Source organism: Sphingomonas sp. SAFR-052 (assembly GCF_051965015.1).
In the GTDB taxonomy this organism is placed as follows: domain Bacteria; phylum Pseudomonadota; class Alphaproteobacteria; order Sphingomonadales; family Sphingomonadaceae; genus Sphingomonas.
The window spans coordinates 34,525-51,932 of record NZ_JBQCMO010000002.1 but is presented as its reverse complement, the minus strand read 5'-3'; the positions used below and the strand labels follow the sequence as shown (position 1 = coordinate 51,932).

Sequence of the window (17,408 nt, the reverse complement as noted above, 5' to 3'; positions counted from 1 at the left end):
CGAACCGAACGGTTTTGGGGGAGGGAGGGGTAGGTTAACCGACCGCCTTCACCCCCAATCGCGGAATCTCGATCGCCGGACAACGGTCCATTACCACCTGCAGGCCCGCAGCCTCGGCGCGTGCCGCGGCGGCTTCGTTGACGACGCCCAGCTGCATCCACACCGCCTTCGCGCCGGCCGCGATCGCCGCGTCGACCGCGTCACCGGCGGCGGCCGAGTTGCGGAAGATGTCGACGATGTCGATGCGCTCGCCGATCTGGCCGAGGTCGCGGAAGACGAATTCGCCGTGGAGATGCTCGCCGGTGATCTGCGGATTGACCGGGATCACCCGGTATCCCTGCCGCTGGAGATACGCCATCACGCCATAGGATGCCCGGTCGGGGCGGTCCGAAGCGCCGACCAGCGCGATGGTGCGGGCTTCGGTAAGAAGTTTACGGATGCCGTCATCGTCGAGCATGTCAGTTTCTCGTCAGCCAGTCGCCGACCTGCCCGGCGATCGACATGAACGGATCGGCTTCCGCGCCGTTCCCGGCGGCGGGCGGGGTGCCTGCGTCCGAGGCGCTGCGGATGGCGAGCGTCAGGGGCACGCGGCCGAGGAACGGGATGCCGAGTGCGGCCGCTTGTGCCTCCGCACCGCCATGCCCGAACGGGTCCGATTCCTGCCCACAATGCGGGCAGACATAGCCGGCCATGTTCTCGACGAGGCCGATGATCGGCACCCCGGCCTTGGTGAACAGGTCGATCGCGCGGATCGCGTCGATCAGCGCAAGATCCTGCGGCGTCGAGACGATGACCGCGCCGGCCGGCTTGTGCTTCTGGATCATGGTCAGCTGCACGTCGCCGGTGCCCGGCGGCATGTCGACGACCAGCGTGTCGGCCATGTCCCAATGTGCGTCGACCAGCTGGGTCAGCGCGCCCGCCGCCATCGGCCCTCGCCAGGCGATCGCCTGTCCGGCCGGGACCAGCTGCCCCATCGACAGCAGCGGCACGCCGAGCTTCGTCGCGACCGGCACCAGTTTCTTGTCATGCGCTTCGGCCCGGGTCCCGTCGACGCCCATCAGGCGCGGTTGCGACGGGCCGTAGATGTCGGCATCGACCATGCCGACCTTGCGACCCGACCGCGCGAGCGCGATGGCGAGATTGGCGGCGAGCGTCGATTTGCCGACCCCGCCCTTGCCGCTGGCGACCGCGATGATGCGCTGTGCCACGCGCTCGCTGGTCTGCGCGACACGGACGCCGGCGATGCCGGGGGCGGTCAGGGCGGCGGCGCGGACATCGGCCTCCAGCGCGCCGCGCGCCGCGGGGGGCAGGCCGGTCACGTCGAGGATGATGCTCGCCTGGTCGCCGGTCACGCGGGACGTAGCGCGGCCGGCGGCAACGGGGGCGAGCAGCGCGTCGAGCGCGGCGGCGGCGGGCGAAGATGCGGTCATGGCGGCGATGTAGCGTCGGGGCAGCGCGTTACCACTGTAAAAGGTAAGGCGGCCCCCTATAAAGGATGGATGCGATGGATCATGGGGCGGCGCGCACGCGCGCAAGTGCTGGGGATGAGCGACAAGGGCCCATGGGGCGGCGGCGGCGATTCGGGGAACGGATCGGGCGGTGGCGGTGAGGACGGCCCGCGCAATCCATGGTCGCTGCCGCCGGCCGGCAAGCGCGGCCGGGTCGGCGGATCGACTTCGCTCGACGAATTCCTGAAGCGCGCGCGCACCGGCGGTCCGGGCGGCGGGCCATCGTTTCCGGCCAATGCCGGACGGCTGTGGCTGGCGGCGGTGGCGGCGCTGGTGCTGGTATGGATCGCCTTCACCAGCTTCCATTCGATCGGGCCGCAGGAACGCGGCGTCGTGACGATGTTCGGCAAATATACCGGCACGCTCAACCCCGGCATCCAGTTCACCTTGCCCGCGCCGATCATGCGCGTGCAGGTCGAGGACGTGCAGAATACCCGCACCGAATCCTTCCCCGAGGGCAGCCAGCCCAATCTGATGCTGACCGGCGACCAGAATATCGTCGACCTCGCCTATTCGGTGCGCTGGAACATCAAGTCGCCCGAGGACTATGTCTTCGAGATCAAGAACCCGAAGGAAACGGTGCGCGCCGTCGCGGAAAGCGCGATGCGCGCGGCGGTGGCGGGCAAGAACCTGACGCAGGCGATCGGTTCGGGCCGCGGCGAGATCGAGGCCGAGGTGCAGACGCGGATGCAGGCGTTGCTCGACGAATATCAGTCGGGCGTGCGCGTGTTGGGCGTCAGCATCCAGAAGGCGGCAGCCCCGGCCGAGGTCGACGATGCGTTCAAGGCGGTGACCGCCGCGCAGCAGGAGGCGCAGTCGAACCTCAACCGTTCGCGCGCCTATGCGCAGCAGGTGATCGCCCGGGCGCAAGGTGACGCGACCGAATTCGACAAGATCTACGAACAATATCGCCTAGCCCCCGACGTGACCCGCCGGCGGCTCTATTACGAGACCATGGAGCAGGTGTTGAACCGCGCCGACAAGACGATCGTGCAGCCGGGCGTGCAGGCCTATCTGCCGCTGCCCGAGGCGCGTCGCCGCCAGCAGGCGACCCCCGAGCCCGAAGCGCCCGCGACGCCGCAGGCGCAGCCGACGGGAGCCGCACGATGAGCCGGTGGCTGCGCAATCCGATGGCGGCGGGCATCGCGCTGCTGGTGCTGGTCATCCTGTTCTTCAGCACGATCGTGATCGTGCCGGAGACGCGGCAGGCCGTGATCCTTCGCTTCCAGCAGCCGGTCGGCATCCTCAACCCCTATCGCGCCGACCAGCCGTTCGGCCGGACGGGCGCAGGGCTGGTCGCGAAGATCCCGTTCCTCGACCGGGTGGTTTGGATCGACAAGCGGGTGCTCGACATCGAGCTGAACAACCAGCCGGTGCTGTCGACCGACCAGTTGCGGCTGGAGGTTGACGCCTTTGCTCGGTTCCGCATCGTCGATCCGTTGCAGGCGGTGATCTCGACCGGATCGGCGTCGAACACCGAGGAGCGGGTCGCGGCCCAGCTCGAACCGCTGCTGTCGTCGGCGCTGCGTGCCGAGCTCGGCCGGCGGCCGTTCGCGACGCTGCTCAGCCCCGAACGCGGCGCGGTGATGGACAATATCCAGAACGCGTTGCAGCGGACCGCGCGCCAATATGGTGCGGAGATCGTCGACGTGCGGATCAAGCATGCCGACCTGCCCGATGGCAGCCCGCTCGAATCGGCGCTGACGCGGATGCGCTCGGCCCGCGAACAGGAAGCAGCGACGATCGCGGCACAAGGCCAGCGCGACGCGCAGGTCGTGCGCGCCAATGCCGAGGCGGAGGCCGCGCGCATCTATGCCGCTAGCTTTGGCAAGGATGCCGATTTCTATGCGTTCTGGCGGGCGATGCAGTCGTATCGCACGACCTTTGCCGGGGCGCCGAACCAGAGCGGCAGCACGTCGATCATCCTTTCGCCCGAGAACGGTTATCTGCGCGAATTCGGCGGGCGGGAACGCTAAGGACCAGCCGAACATTCAAACCGCGTTCAGCAAGGCAATGGCAGGTTCCCACCCGAAGGGGTCGTGAGCCTAATTCGAGAGGACCATATAACTGTGCGTTACGCCTACGCCATTACTTCCGCTCTATTGCTGGGCGGCGCTGCCGCGACCCTGACGCTGAACCCGTCGGGGGCGCAGACGGCGCAGAACGAACCCGGCGCGATCAACGCCATCTCGGCCCCGCGCGCCGGCGCGCCGATGAGCTTTGCCGACATGGTCGCGCGCCTGTCGCCCGCGGTCGTCAACATCTCCACCACGCAGCGCATCACCGTGCAGCAGCAGGCGAATCCGTTCCAGGGCACGCCGCTCGAGCAGTTCTTCGGCGGGCGCGGCGGCGGTGGCGGCGGTGGACGGACGCAGGAGGCGCAGTCGCTGGGGTCAGGGTTCCTGATCTCGAACGACGGCTATATCGTCACCAACAACCATGTCGTCTCGGCAGGCGCGGAGGGCGCAACGGTCGAATCGATCACGGTGACGCTGGCCGACCAGAAGGAATATAAGGCGAAGCTGATCGGGCGCGACGCGCTGTCCGACCTCGCGGTGCTGAAGATCGACGGCGCGAACTTCCCGTTCGTCCGGTTCGGCGATTCGCGGCAGGCGCGGGTCGGCGACTGGGTGGTGACGATCGGCAACCCGCTCGGCCAGTCGGGCACGGTGACCGCGGGCATCATCTCCGCACTGAACCGCGTGGGTCAGGGGCCGTATGACCGCTTCATTCAGACCGACGCGGCGATCAACCGCGGCAATTCGGGCGGTCCGATGTTCGACATGCAGGGCAATGTCATCGGCATCAATTCGCAGATCCTGTCGCCGACCGGCGGCAATATCGGCATCGGCTTCGCGATTCCCGCCGAACAGGCCAAGCCGATCGTCGACAAGCTGATGAAGGGTCAGTCGGTTGCGCGCGGCTATCTGGGCCTCGGGCCGCAGCCGGTGAGCGAGGATATCGCCAACGCGCTGGGTATCCAGAAGGATCGTGGCGAAATCGTGCGTAGTGTGACGCCGGGCGAGCCGGCATCGCGTGCGGGCGTCCGCGTCGGCGACGTGATTCTCGCGATCAACGGCAAGGAAGTCACCGCACAACAGTCGCTGACCTATCTAGTCGGGCTGGAATCGCCGGGCAGTCGCGTCACGCTCGACGTGCTGCGCGACGGTCGCCGCCAGCAGATCCCGGTCACGCTAGGCACGCGTCCCTCCGAAGAGCAGCTGCTGGCACAGGATGAGCGCTTCGATCCGAACGAAGCGCCAAAAAGCCCGCCCGCCAATGACAGTCTGTCGGCGACCGCCGGTATCGCAGTACAGCCGCTCAATCCGTCGATCGCGCGACAACTGGGCCTCGAGGCGACGACGCGCGGCGTCGTGATCCTCGCGGTCGATCCGAACAGCGATGCGGCGGCCAAGCAGCTGCGGCGCGGCTTCGTCATCTTGTCGGCGGATCGCCAGCCGGTGACGTCGTCGGCCGAACTGGCCCGCGCAGTCGCGGCGGCACGTGCCGCCAAGCGCAAGCTGTTGTTGCAGGTGCAACCGATCGGCCCCGGCGGGTCGGTGCCGCCGGCATTCGTCGCGATCGCGGTCGACAACCAGTAAGTTCGACGAAGCTGGCGAGAAAAGGGGGCGGGGACGAAAGTCGCCGCCCCTTCTGCATTCGAAATCACGTAATTTACGCGGGCAGCAAAGCAGGTAATATCCTGCCACGATAAAGGGCAGGGACATGACCGATACGACCGAACTGTTTCTGGGCGCGACCGCCGGGGGCATCCGCCAGTCGTTGGTCCTCAAGCGCGCCAACCGTCACGGGCTGATCGCGGGGGCGACCGGTACCGGCAAGACGGTGACGTTGCAGGGGCTGGCCGAAAACTTCTCCGCCGCCGGGGTGCCGGTGTTCGTCGCCGATGTGAAGGGCGACCTGTCGGGCATCGCCATGGCGGGCAGCGCGACCGCTAAGCCGCATGCCGCCTTTGCCGAACGCGCCGCCGCGATCGGCGACGGCGACTGGCAGTATCGCGACACGCCGGTCGTGTTCTGGGACCTGTTCGGTGAGGCCGGCCATCCGATCCGGGCGACGGTGTCGGAGATGGGGCCGCTGTTGCTCAGCCGGATGCTCAACCTGAACGACGTGCAGGAAGGGGTGCTGACCATCGCCTTCCACGTCGCCGACGAGGACGGGCTGCTGCTGCTCGACCTCGACGATCTTCAGGCGATGCTGGCGCATGTCGCCGAGCGCGCCGACGAGCTGACCACCCGTTATGGCAATGTCAGCAAGCAGTCGGTCGGCGCGATCCAGCGCGCGCTGCTGCAACTCAGGACGCAGGGCGGCGACCGGTTCTTCGGCGAGCCGGCGCTCGACCTCGCCGACTTCCGGTGCCTGAGCGACGACGGACGGGGCATCGTGTCGGTGCTGGCCGCGGACAAGCTGATGGCGTCGCCGCGCCTGTATGCGACGTTCCTGCTGTGGATGCTGTCCGAATTGTTCGAGACGCTGCCCGAGGTCGGCGACCCCGACAAGCCGGTGCTGGTCTTCTTCTTCGACGAGGCGCATCTGCTGTTCGACGATGCCTCAGACGCGCTGGTCGACAAGGTCGAACAGGTCGTGCGGCTGATCCGATCGAAGGGCGTCGGCATCTATTTCGTGACGCAGAATCCGGTCGACATTCCCGATGCGGTCGCGGCGCAGCTGGGCAACCGGGTGCAGCATGCGCTGCGCGCGTTCACGCCCAAGGAAGCGCGCGCCATCCGCGCGGCGGCGGAGACGTTTCGCGCCAATCCCGGCGTCGACGTCGCGCAGGCGATCACCGAGCTGAAGACCGGCGAGGCGCTGGTATCAGTATTGCAGGCCGATGGATCGCCCAGCCCGGTCGAACGCACGCTGATCCGGCCGCCGCGATCGCGGGTCGGACCGGTGACGCCGGTCGAGCGCAGCGTGCTGATCGAGACCGATGCGGTCGGCGACCGGTACGACACTGCGATCGATAGCGAGTCGGCTGCCGAACTGCTGGGAGCGAAGGCCGAAGAAGCCGCTGCCGCTGCGGCCGCTGCAAAGGCGCAGGTCGCGGCCGACAAGCAGGCGGCGTTGCAGGCGAAGGAGGACGCGCGCCTAGCCAAGGAGGCCGAGCGCCAGCGCATCGCCGAACAGCGGGCGGCTGACCGTGCCGCGCGTGAGGAGGATAGGGCGGCCCGCGCTGCCGAGCGCGAGGCGGCGAACAATCCATGGGCGCGCGCGACGCAATCGGCAACGCGATCGGCCGGGTCGGCGGTCGGGCGGATCGTCGTCAACGAAATCGGCAAGCAGGTGTTCGGCACCGGCCGGGGTGGCCCGGGGAACGGCGGTGGCGTCGTCGGCGGATTGCTGCGCGGCGTGCTCGGCGGGCTGTTCCGCGGTTGAGCCGGATGCAACCGGTCATCGGGGGGACCGAGACGCCCGACATTCCGCCCGCGCTGTTCGCGATGCCACCGGGCATGGCGATCCGTTACGAACGGCCCGATCCGGGACTGGCCGATTACACGACCGGCTATCACCTCTATGCCGCCAGCGGGCCGGCATCGATTGGCATGGAGAACTGGTTCCTGCCCGGCACCGCCAATGTCCGGGTCACGCTGAACGCCGGGCCGATCGCGGTATGGATCGGCAACCGCGTGTTCGATCCGATGCCGCAGGCGAGCCTGTGCGGGCCGAGCAGCCATGCGCTGCGCACGATCACCAATGGCGGGATCATGATCGGCTTCGGCGTCAGCGCGCTCGGCTGGTCGCGATTCTTCGCGGGCGGTGCCGACCTGTATGCCGACCGCATCGTGCCGCTGGCCGATGCCGCGCCGCCGGGCTTCACCGAACGGTTGGTGGCGACGCTGTCGGCGGTCGAGAACGAACATGGCGTGAAGGCGGCGCTCGATGCGTTCCTGCTGGCCGAAATGGGTCCGCCCAGCCCCGATGAGGCGCTGATCCGTCGGATCGCGCGGCTGGTGGTCGACGACGCGCCGGGTGGCCTTGCACAGGCGGCGCGCGAATGGGATATTTCGCCCGAGGTACTGCGGCGCATCTGTCGCCGACATTTCGGGTTCCTGCCGAAGACGCTGCTGATCCGCTCGCGCTTTTTGCGGTCGATCATTCCACTGATCGAATCGCGGGGCGAGGTCGATTATTCGACGATCGATCCCGCCTATTTCAGTGCGTCGCACTTCCTGCGCGATGCGCATGCGGTGCTCGGCACCACGCCGCGCCGGTTCCTGCACGAACAGCTCGACTTCCTAGTCGCCAGCCTACGCGCGCGGGCGGCGGTGCTGGGCAGCGCGACGCAGGCGCTGCACCGGTTGTGAGGACGAATGTGATCCCGGCGGTCACCGGGATGACGTCGTCTTTACATCGCGCCGAGCAGCGCCTCAATCGTGACGAACGCGAAGGCGACCGAACTGTCGGCGACGCCATAGGGAATGAAAATCCGGTCGCCATGGCGGATCGCGCCGCACGAATAGACGACGTTGGGGACATAGCCCTCGCGGTCTTCGTTCGCCGCCGCCAGGATCGGTTCGCGGGTGCGGCCGATCACCTTGGACGGATCGTCCTTGTCGAGCAGCACTGCACCGATCGCATATTTGCGCATCGCGCCGACGCCATGGGTCAGCAGCAGCCAACCCTCGTCGATCTCGATCGGCGGACCGCAATTGCCGATCTGGACCAGCTCCCACGGATAGACGGGCTTGAGCAGCATCTCGCCCTCGTCCCAATGGGTCAGCGTGTCCGATTTGATGAGGAACAGGTTTTCGCCGTCCTGCCGGCCGATCATCATATACTGGCCGCCGACCTTGCGCGGGAACAGGCCCATGCCCTTGTTCCGCGCGGCGCTGCCGGTCATCGGGACCAGATCGAACGCACGGAAGTCGCGGGTGCGCAGCAACTCGGACTGGATCATCGACCCGTTATAGGCGGTGTAGGTGCCGAGCCATTCGAAGCTGCCGTCCTCGTGCTGAAAGCGGACGAGGCGCATGTCCTCCAGCCCCTTCGACTGGGCTTCGGTGATCGGGAAGATGACGGTGCCCGACAGCGTCGAGTCGCGGTGGCGAAAGACGGTGACCTCGCCTTCGGGCGCCTCGTCCTCCTCACCGATCGCGTCGGCGGCGGTGGCGAAGGGCGGTTCGGGGGCCAGCGTCAGTTCGTTCTCGTCGGTGATGATCCCTTCGCGGAACGCGACCGACGAGATATGGCCCTCGCCGACCGCGCGCAGCGACATCAGGATGCGGAGCGAACCATCGGGCATGCCCGACTGGTCGAAATGCGGCACCGCGCTCGGGTTCATCAGCGCGGCGGCGGCATAGCTGTATTCGTGGCAAAAATAGGCGCCGATCAGCTGACGCTTCTCGTCACCGATCTCGGCGCCGTTGAGGCCAAGCACCGCCTCGATCTCGTCATAGCGGGTCATGAACACGCGGCGCGTCTGCCAATGACGCGCCTCGAAGTCCTTGAGCACGGTTTCGAGTTGTGCGCGCGTTTCGGCGGGCGACATCGCCAGCACCTCGCCGACCAGCCGCTCGGTGCGGCTGGGGGCAGAGCCGTTGCGCTGCCACGCGATATGGAAGGGGCGCACCACCACGCGCGAAGGATCGGCGTACAGCCGCAGGGGGTGGTTGTAGATGTCCAGCATTCGCGCGTCCAAATAGTCCCGGCCGAAGCCGCGGCCAGTCAGGCCACGGCGCGGCGAGGGTCTGCCACGGATGCGCGGCGCTTTGAAAGGGCTGAAATGGCGCAAGACGCCAATTGCAGTGCCAGAATCGATTCCGCCCCCTGATTACGGTTCAATCCGGTCGGCATCAGCCCGTCGAAACAGCCGCCATCGGCGACGGTCGCGAGCGGCAGGTCGAGGTCGTTGGCGCCGAGATACCAATTATACGCCTTCACTGCCTCCTCACGCCAACGCTGGTCGCCGGTTGCTTCGAACGCGGCGGCGCAGGCTTCGACCGTCGCCTGTGCTTCGAGCGGCTGCTGGTCGAACGGGAGCGGTTCGGCATAGGGGCGGCCGAAGCTTTCGGTGCCGATCGCGCGGAACCGGCCCTCGGGCGAGGTCTGGCGACCGACGATCCAGTCGAGCGTGTCGAGACCGACCTGCAGGAAATCGTCGCGCTTGAGCGCTTTGCCCGCGCGGATCATCGCTTCGGGCAGGCGGGCATTGTCATAGGCGAGCACGATTTCGAACCACTGCCATTCGGGGCGACGGGTCGCGTCGAGCAACGTCACCAGTTCGGCGCCGAAGCGGGTGGCGATCTCCGTCGACAAAGCGTGACCCGGATTGACCTCCAGCATCGCCACCGCCGCCAGCATGGCGAAGGCGCGGGCGCGCGGGGAGCCGAGATCGAGCGCGATCGACGCGGTCTGTTCATAGAGCGCAGTAGCCCAATCACGATGCTTGTGCGAGCGCGCGTCGCGAGCGGTGATCGCCAATGCCCATAGCGTCCGGCCGTTCGAATCCTCCGACCCTTCGTCTTCGCACCAGGTCCGGTCGAAGTTCATGAAGTTGCGGAAGCGACGCTTGTCGGGGTTCCAGGCGTATTGGACGAACGCGGCGTAGATGGTCGTCCACTTGTCGCGCTGGACTTCGTCGAGATCGTCGATCTGCGACATCAAGATCAGCGCGCGGGCATTGTCGTCGATGCAATAGCCATGGCGGCGATCGGGCACCGAATAGATCGAATGTTGCAACATGCCAGTCGCATCGCTCATCCGTTCGACCGCGGCAAAATCGGGGGTTAGCGCGGTCAGGTCGGCAGCGATCCTGACACGACTGGGACGGGCGGCAACGGCACGTTCGATCTCGACCATTGCCGCTTCGGCGAGGCGCGGGAACAACATCGTCCGGCCGCGGGCATAGGCACGTTCGGCCAGCGTATCGCGGCGCACATCGTTGCCGAGCAGGTCGACGATCTCACGCGCGAACGCATCGGCATCGCCGAAATCGACGATCACGCCGTGTCCGTCGGCGAGAATTTCGGTGGCATGGACGTAAGGGGTCGAGACGACAACCTTACCCACGCCGACCGCGTAAGACAACGTGCCCGAGGTGATCTGCGCCGGGTTGCTATAAGGAGTGACGTAGAGGTCAGCGGCCTGGAGATAGTCGAGCAGTTCGTCCTGTTCGACGAAGCCGTCGAGGAAGCAGACATTGTCGGCGACGCCCAGCCGGGCGGCCTGCGCCTTCAGCCGGTCGCGATAGGCCTCACCCTCATGCGCGACCAGATGCGGGTGGGTCGCGCCGAGTACGACGTAGAGCGCGTCGGGGTGGCTGGCGGCGACCTGCGGCATCGCGTCGATCATCGTCTCGATCCCCTTGTTCGGGGCGAGCAGGCCGAAAGTCAGGATGACGGGGCGGCCGGTCCAGCCGAACCGGTCCTTCATCGCATCTGGTACCACGAACGGACGGTCATGGACGCCGTGGGGGATCATCACGATCTTGCGCGCGTCAGTACCGTGAACACGCATCAGGATCTCGCGACCCTTGTCGGCCATCACCACCACCTTGGCCGCGCGGCGTAGCAGCGATTCGAGCACGCGGCGCTCATCGGCGTTGGGATGTTCGAGGATGGTGTGTAGGGTGATCACGACCGGCACGTTCACCCGGTCGAGCAGCGCGACGATGTGTTCGCCGGCCGGACCGCCATAAATGCCATATTCGTGTTGCACCCATACCGCCTGCGCGCCGCTCGCCTCGATCCGGCGGGCCGCGTCGAGATAGGCGATACGATCGTTCTGCACGATCGCATGGGTCACCTCGGGCGGATAGGCGTAGGCGCCGGGGCGGTCGTCCATCGCATAGACGTCGACGGCAAGGTCTGGGTACCGATCGCGCAGTGCATTGAAGGTGTCGGTCGTAAAGGTCGCGAGTCCGCATTTGCGCGGCAGGAAGTTACCGATCAGCGCGATGCGGTCGAGCGGCTCCAAGGCGACCATACGGTCCATCTGCGTTCCTCTTTGCAATGCAGTAATCCGCTCCCAAAGGGCGGTGTCCGCAAACAGAAACATTTCGAAACGCGGAAAGGTTGCATGATTTGTGCATTGCGGCAGGTTTAAGCGTGGCGAACCGTGGCCCCGCCGCGACGGTCACCCCCGCCCGCGATAGCCGGGCACGCCCTGATCCGGAATCCATACGCTCGCCGGTGGTTCCCCCGATTGCCAGAACACGTCGATCGGAATGCCGCCGCGTGGATACCAATAGCCGCCGATGCGCAGCCATAGCGGCGCCATTTCGCCGAACAGCCGCTCGCCGATGCCGACGGTGCAATCCTCGTGAAACGCGGCATGGTTGCGGAACGCGCCCAGGAAGAGTTTGAGCGATTTCGATTCGACGATCGTTGCGCCAGGGACGTAATCAATCACCAGATGCGCGAAATCGGGCTGGCCGGTCACCGGGCACAGCGAGGTGAATTCGGGCGCGGTGAAGCGCACCAGATAGGGCGTGTTCCGCGGGTTCGGAACATAATCGAGTTCGGCGGCTTCCGGATTGGCGGGAAGCGGGCTGGCCTGGCCAAGGAATTTCGGGTCCATGGCCGCCCATGTAGGAAAAGGCGGGCATGAATGGAACGGGTGCTGATCCCGGTACTAGGCGACCAGTTGTCGATGGGCCTGTCGTCGCTGGCCAGTGCCGATCCCGAGGTCACGACCATCCTGATGATGGAGGTGGTCGAGGAAGCGACCTATGTCCGCCATCATCCCAAGAAGATCGCGTTCCTGTTCGCCGCGATGCGGCATCATGCGGCGGCGCTGCGCGAGGCGGGTTGGAGCGTCGATTACGTGACGCTCGACGATCCCGACAATCAAGCCAGCTTCACCGGCGAGATCGCGCGGGCGGTCGAACGGCACGATCCAACCCGCATCGTCGTCACCGAAGCCGGTGAATGGCGGGTGCAGGCAATGCTGGAGGCGTGGGAGACGATCTTCGGCATTCCCGTCGAGATTCGTCCAGATACGCGCTTCGTATGTTCGCACGACCGGTTCGCGGCATGGGCGGAAGGACGCCGCGAGCTGCGCATGGAATATTTCTACCGCGACATGCGGCGCGAAACCGGGCTGTTGATGGACGGGACCAAGCCGGTCGGCGGCAAATGGAATTTCGACCACGACAATCGCAAGCCGGCGCAGCGCGATATGCTGATGCCCAGACCGCTGTCGTTCGCGCCCGACGAAGTGACACAGGACGTGCTCAAACTGGTCGGCGAACGCTTCGGCGATCATGCCGGCACGCTCGACGGGTTCGACTTCGCGGTGACGCGCAAGGATGCGCTCCGCCAGCAACGCGCGTTCCTGACCCATGCGTTGCCGGGGTTCGGCGACAATCAGGACGCGATGCTGACCGACGAGCCCTATCTGTGGCACGCGGTGCTATCCCCCTATATCAACGCCGGGCTGCTCGATCCGCTCGACCTGTGCCGGGCGGTCGAAAAGCAGTTCGTGGCCGGAAAGGTGAAGATCAACGCCGCCGAGGGTTTCATCCGGCAGGTGATCGGGTGGCGCGAATATGTCCGTGGCATCTATTGGCGCGAGGGGCCGGACTATGTGACGCGCAACTTCCTCAACGCGAAGCGCGACCTGCCCGGCTTCTATTGGACCGGCGAGACCGACATGCACTGCCTGTCCCAGGCGATCGGGCAGACGCTGGCCAATGCCTATGCCCATCATATCCAGCGGTTGATGATCACCGGCAATTTCGCGCTGCTGATCGGGGCCGAGCCGCAACAGGTGCATCGCTGGTATCTAGAGGTCTATGCCGACGCCTATGAATGGGTCGAGCTGCCCAACACGCTGGGCATGAGCCAGTTCGGCGATGGCGGGCTGCTGGGGTCGAAACCCTATGCGTCGTCGGGGGCCTATATCGACCGCATGTCCGATTATTGCGGGCACTGCCGCTATGACGTGAAGCAGCGCACCGGGCCCGATGCGTGCCCGTTCAATGCGCTCTATTGGGACTTCATCGTCCGCAACCGCGACAAGTTCGGCAACAACCCGCGCATGGCGATGCCGTATCGCAGCTGGGACAAGATGGCCGGGGAAACGCAGCAGGCGCTGCGCAAGCAGGCGGCGGGGTTTCTCAAGCGCCTCGACGCAATGCCGCGCTACGCGGATTGATCCGGAAGGTTCGCCACTGCCCGTGAAGCGGCACGGGCATGGCGGATCAAGGTCAGACCTGCGGCGTGTTCCGTGCCGCGCGCAGTTCGTCGCGGATCTCGCGGAGCAGGGCGATATCGGCCGGATCGGCGGCGGGCGGGGCTTCGCCGGTCTTCTGTTCCTCGTGCACCACCGCGATCGCGCGGTTCACGAACTTGACCAGCAGGAAGACGATGAAGGCGAGGATCAGGAAGTTGATGACCACGCTGATGAATTCGCCATAGCCGAACAGCGGCACGCCCGCGGCCTTGAGCGCGGCATAGTTGGTCGGCGATCCGGTATAGCTGGCGGGGATCGGCCCCAGTTGCAGGAAATAGCTGGAGAAGTCGAAGCCGCCGAACAGATAGCCGATCACCGGCATGATGATGTCGTCGGTCAGCGATTTGGTGATCGTGCCGAACGCCGCGCCGATGATGACGCCGACCGCGAGGTCGAGGACGTTGCCACGCGCAACGAAGGTGCGGAATTCCTTGAGCATTCCCATGACCATCTCCCCATGGTTGAGGCGGCTGTTGTGCTTCGATACGGTGCGCGCAGGCAAGGGCCATGACAGGATGTGCGATGATCGACAGCGACGCTCCCGAAGAAGTGATGTGGGCGGGGCGCTTCATCACCGCCAAGAAGCGCGGGCGCTGGGAATATGTCGGGCGGGCGAACGGCATCGGCGCGGCAGTGATCGTGGCGATCGACGAGGGCCATGTCCTGCTGGTCGAGCAATATCGCGTGCCGCTGGGGCGGGCGTGCATCGAACTGCCCGCCGGCCTGGTCGGCGACGACATGGCGGGTGAGGCGGCGGCGGTGGCGGCGGTGCGCGAGCTGGAGGAGGAGACCGGCTACCGCGCGGGGCGGATGGTGTCGCTTGGCGAATATCATTCGTCGCCGGGGATGGTGTCGGAGAGTTTCACGCTGTTCCGCGCCGGCGAGCTGACGCGGGTCGGCGCGGGCGGCGGCGTGCCGGGGGAGGAGATCGTCGTTCATCGGGTGGCTTTGGCGGACCTGTCCGGCTTCGTCGCGGATCAGCGGGCGGCGGGAAAGGCGGTCGATGTGAAGCTGTTGCTGCTGCTGGCGCCGGTGTTGCTGGCGGGATAGGCGATGCGGAAGCCGATGTGCGAGGTCGGGAAATCCTGTTCCTGTGCCTGGAACGCGGCGGGGCGGAAATTCGCGCAGTAATTCGTCGCGCACAGGAAGCTGCCGCCCTTGACCAGCCCGACCGGGCCGTCGCCCGCGACCCATTCCCAGACATTGCCGACCATGTCGTACAGGCCGAAATCGTTGGCAGGAAAGCGTGCGACGGGAGCGATGCCGGCATAGCCGTCGTCGGCGGTATCGCGCATCGGGAAGACGCCTTCCCAGACATTGGCGCGCGGCCTGCCATGATCGAACGCCCATGCCATCGCATCGCGTGCGGTCGTCTGACCGCCGCGCGCGGCACGTTCCCACTGCTCGACATCGGGCAGGAACCCGCCGGCCCATGCGGCATAAGCGGCGGCGTCGGTGCGGTCGACATGCACGACCGGGTCCTGCCAATGGCCGTCGAGCGCGCTGCCCGGGCCCTGCGGATGGCGCCAGTCCGCGCCTTTCACGATCCGCCACCAGCGCGCGGCGTTGTCGAGCGGCACCGGTTCGGTAGGTGCTACGAACACGGCCGAGCCGCCCTCGCGTTCGGCACGGGTGCGATGGCCGGTGGCGGCGACGAAGGCGGCGAACTGGCGGTTGGTCACCTCGTGCGCGTCGATGCGGAAGGCGGCGACGGGGGTTGCCCGGCCGGGCCGTCCGGCGCCGTCCTCACCGAGCAGCACCGTACCGGCGGGGATGGCGACGCAAGGATCGGTCGCATCGCAGCGGGCCGCCGGGCGGTGCGCGCCGGTCGAGGCGAGCCCGGCTGCGGCAAGGAGCAGCGCGGTCGTCCGCCTCATGGCTTCGCACCGGTGGCGGTCGATGCCGCCGCGACGGGCAGGGGAACGACGCCCTTGTCCTTCGCATAGGCGTCATAGGCGGCGACCAGTTCGGCAAGCCGGGCGGGTTGGGCCGCGGCGAGATCGCGGGTTTCGCCCGGATCGCGCGCGACGTCGAACAGCTGCCAGCGACCGGTGCTCACCCCCTTGCGGGTATAGCGGTTGGTGCCGGCGGGCAGGTACACCGCCTTCCAGTCGCCCTTGCGCAGTGCCCTGCGGTAGAAGAGTTCGTAGCCGAGCTGCTCGTCGGCGGTGCGGATCGCGGGCGCGGTGGCGGCGAGGACCGGGCGCAGGCTGTGCCCCTGATGCGCGACGATCGGGCGGCCGGCAAAGGTCGCCGGCTGGGTCAGCCCGGCATAGTCGAGCAGCGTCGGCGCGATGTCGCGTACGTCGAGATTGGCGGTGGCGATGCGTCCGCCACCAGCCACGCCCTTGCCCGCGGCAAAGGCGCTGACGCGGATGCCGCCCTCGGTCGGATAGCCCTTCACCAGCCAGGACGGGGTCGAATTGGCCTGTGCCCAGCCGGGACCATAGCCGACATAGCTGGTCGCCTTGCCGATATTCCCGAGGCTGTTGTCGATGCCGAGCGACGGGTCGACGGGGGTCGGTGCGTCGGGATCGACCGGCGGTGCCTTCGGATCGGCGATTTTGAAACGGGGGGAGGGCGCTTCGATCACATTACCCTCCGGGCCGTTGTCGGAGAGGAACAGGATGATCGTGTCGTCATAGCGGCCCTGCGCCTTCAACGCCGCGATGACCCGGCCGACATTCTGGTCGAGCCGGTCGACCATCGCCGCATAGACCTCCATCTTGCGTGCCTCGATCGCGCGTTCCTCGGCCGGGAGCGAGGCCCAGGGGCGGACCTGTTCGGTGCTATGGGCGACGGCGTCGGCGGGGACGAGGCCCAGCTGTTTCTGCCGGGCGAGGCGGGCGTCGCGCAGCGCTTCGTAGCCGGCGTCGTAGCGGCCCTTGTACTTGGCGATCGTGTCGGCCGGTGCCTGGAGCGGCCAGTGTGGGGCGGTGAAGGGGAGGTAGGCGAAGAACGGGCGGGTGTCGCCCGCGCGCTTCGCCTGGTCGAGATAGCCGATCAGCCGGTCGGCGAGATAATCGGTCGAATAGCGGCCGGCGGGGAGGGAGGCGGGCTTGCCGTCGTCGCGGTAGCTGGGGTTCAGCCCGGCCTTCGTCCAGGCGGCATTCTGGTCGGCGCCGAAATGGTTCGACAGGCCCTGCAGCAGTGCAAAACTGTGTTCGAAGCCACGGGCGGCGGGCTCGCGATCGGGGGTGAGGCCGAGATGCCATTTCCCTGACATCAGCGTAGCATAGCCGCCGGCGCGTAGCAGTTCGGCGACCGAGGCGACACGGTCGTTCAGATACCCCTCATAGCCCGGACGGCCGCGGGTCGCGTCGCTCAGCAATTCGGCCATGGTGCCGAGCCCGGCCTGGTGGTTGTCGACGCCGCTCATCAGCATCGAGCGGGTGGGGGAGCAGGTCGGTGCGGTATGGAAGCCGGTGAAGCGCACGCCCGACAATGCCAGTGCGTCGAGGTTCGGGGTCGCGATCTCGCCGCCGAAGGCGCCGAGGTCGGACCAGCCGAGATCGTCGGCGACGATCACGAGGAAATTGGGCGCGTTTTTGGGAGCGACGGCCGGTGCGGGTGCGGCCGGCGGCGCTTCCGGCGCGGCGGCGGCGGGGAGCGCGAGCAGCAGCGCAGGCAAGGCGGCGGCGATCAGGGGCTTGGCCGGCACGGGGTCTCCAAAGGTGGCGAAGGTTACACGCACGGCATAACCAA

15 protein-coding genes are annotated in these 17,408 nt (G+C 67.0%); 7 read left to right on the top strand and 8 right to left on the bottom strand.

Going from position 1 to position 17,408, the window contains the following annotated elements:
* Window positions 1-34: 34 nt before the first annotated feature.
* Together ACTHQV_RS03245 and ACTHQV_RS03240 are read right to left on the bottom strand one after the other, a co-directional pair.
* On the bottom strand, window positions 35-457 hold the full coding sequence (locus ACTHQV_RS03245; protein ID WP_440488354.1) for a CoA-binding protein: 423 nt from the start codon (window positions 455-457) through the stop codon (window positions 35-37).
* Between the two features lies 1 nt (window position 458).
* Window positions 459-1,430, bottom strand: a complete 972-nt coding sequence (locus ACTHQV_RS03240) for an Mrp/NBP35 family ATP-binding protein (RefSeq protein WP_440488353.1) — start codon at window positions 1,428-1,430, stop codon at window positions 459-461.
* Window positions 1,431-1,499: 69 nt separating this feature from the next.
* On the opposite strand from ACTHQV_RS03240, the gene hflK reads away from it, so the two are divergent.
* From hflK to ACTHQV_RS03215, 5 genes are all read left to right on the top strand, one after another.
* Window positions 1,500-2,618 (top strand): protease modulator HflK, encoded by a 1,119-nt coding sequence (gene hflK, locus ACTHQV_RS03235; protein ID WP_440488352.1) that lies wholly within the window; start codon window positions 1,500-1,502, stop codon window positions 2,616-2,618.
* The gene (gene hflC, locus ACTHQV_RS03230) at window positions 2,615-3,484 is read left to right on the top strand and encodes a protease modulator HflC (RefSeq protein WP_440488351.1); all 870 of its coding nucleotides are present in this window, start codon (window positions 2,615-2,617) and stop codon (window positions 3,482-3,484) included. The genes hflK and hflC overlap by 4 nt, the downstream gene beginning before the upstream one ends.
* 93 nt (window positions 3,485-3,577) lie before the next feature.
* The gene (locus ACTHQV_RS03225) at window positions 3,578-5,110 is read left to right on the top strand and encodes a Do family serine endopeptidase (protein WP_440488350.1); all 1,533 of its coding nucleotides are present in this window, start codon (window positions 3,578-3,580) and stop codon (window positions 5,108-5,110) included.
* Window positions 5,111-5,234: 124 nt separating this feature from the next.
* Window positions 5,235-6,905, top strand: a complete 1,671-nt coding sequence (locus ACTHQV_RS03220; RefSeq protein ID WP_440488349.1) for a helicase HerA-like domain-containing protein — start codon at window positions 5,235-5,237, stop codon at window positions 6,903-6,905.
* A gap of 5 nt (window positions 6,906-6,910) precedes the next feature.
* Window positions 6,911-7,834, top strand: a complete 924-nt coding sequence (locus ACTHQV_RS03215) for a hypothetical protein (RefSeq protein WP_440488348.1) — start codon at window positions 6,911-6,913, stop codon at window positions 7,832-7,834.
* Between the two features lie 41 nt (window positions 7,835-7,875).
* On the opposite strand, the gene ACTHQV_RS03210 is transcribed toward ACTHQV_RS03215, so the two are convergent.
* From ACTHQV_RS03210 to queF, 3 genes are all read right to left on the bottom strand, one after another.
* Window positions 7,876-9,156 carry a glycoside hydrolase family 130 protein gene (locus tag ACTHQV_RS03210; protein WP_440488347.1) on the bottom strand — a complete coding sequence of 427 codons (1,281 nt, stop codon included), beginning with the start codon at window positions 9,154-9,156 and terminating at the stop codon, window positions 7,876-7,878.
* A gap of 38 nt (window positions 9,157-9,194) precedes the next feature.
* Complete coding sequence (locus ACTHQV_RS03205; protein ID WP_440488346.1) at window positions 9,195-11,462, bottom strand: glycosyltransferase; 2,268 nt, start codon at window positions 11,460-11,462, stop codon at window positions 9,195-9,197.
* 141 nt (window positions 11,463-11,603) lie between these two features.
* The gene (gene queF / locus ACTHQV_RS03200; RefSeq protein ID WP_440488345.1) at window positions 11,604-12,047 is read right to left on the bottom strand and encodes a preQ(1) synthase; all 444 of its coding nucleotides are present in this window, start codon (window positions 12,045-12,047) and stop codon (window positions 11,604-11,606) included.
* 30 nt (window positions 12,048-12,077) lie between these two features.
* Here queF and ACTHQV_RS03195 point away from each other — a divergent pair, with 30 nt between their 5' ends.
* The gene (locus ACTHQV_RS03195) at window positions 12,078-13,625 is read left to right on the top strand and encodes a cryptochrome/photolyase family protein (RefSeq protein ID WP_440488344.1); all 1,548 of its coding nucleotides are present in this window, start codon (window positions 12,078-12,080) and stop codon (window positions 13,623-13,625) included.
* 52 nt (window positions 13,626-13,677) lie between these two features.
* On the opposite strand, the gene mscL is transcribed toward ACTHQV_RS03195, so the two are convergent.
* Window positions 13,678-14,148 (bottom strand): large conductance mechanosensitive channel protein MscL, encoded by a 471-nt coding sequence (gene mscL / locus ACTHQV_RS03190; RefSeq protein WP_440488343.1) that lies wholly within the window; start codon window positions 14,146-14,148, stop codon window positions 13,678-13,680.
* 77 nt (window positions 14,149-14,225) lie between these two features.
* Between mscL and ACTHQV_RS03185 the strand changes: the two genes are divergently transcribed.
* Window positions 14,226-14,753: an NUDIX hydrolase gene (locus ACTHQV_RS03185; protein ID WP_440488342.1), complete on the top strand. Its 528-nt coding sequence runs from the start codon at window positions 14,226-14,228 to the stop codon at window positions 14,751-14,753.
* On the opposite strand, the gene ACTHQV_RS03180 is transcribed toward ACTHQV_RS03185, so the two are convergent.
* Window positions 14,681-15,580, bottom strand: a complete 900-nt coding sequence (locus tag ACTHQV_RS03180; RefSeq protein WP_440488341.1) for an SUMF1/EgtB/PvdO family nonheme iron enzyme — start codon at window positions 15,578-15,580, stop codon at window positions 14,681-14,683. The two genes, ACTHQV_RS03185 and ACTHQV_RS03180, sit on opposite strands and share 73 nt — an antisense overlap.
* Window positions 15,577-17,364, bottom strand: a complete 1,788-nt coding sequence (locus tag ACTHQV_RS03175; RefSeq protein ID WP_440488340.1) for an arylsulfatase — start codon at window positions 17,362-17,364, stop codon at window positions 15,577-15,579. The genes ACTHQV_RS03180 and ACTHQV_RS03175 overlap by 4 nt, the downstream gene beginning before the upstream one ends.
* Window positions 17,365-17,408 lie beyond the last annotated feature (44 nt).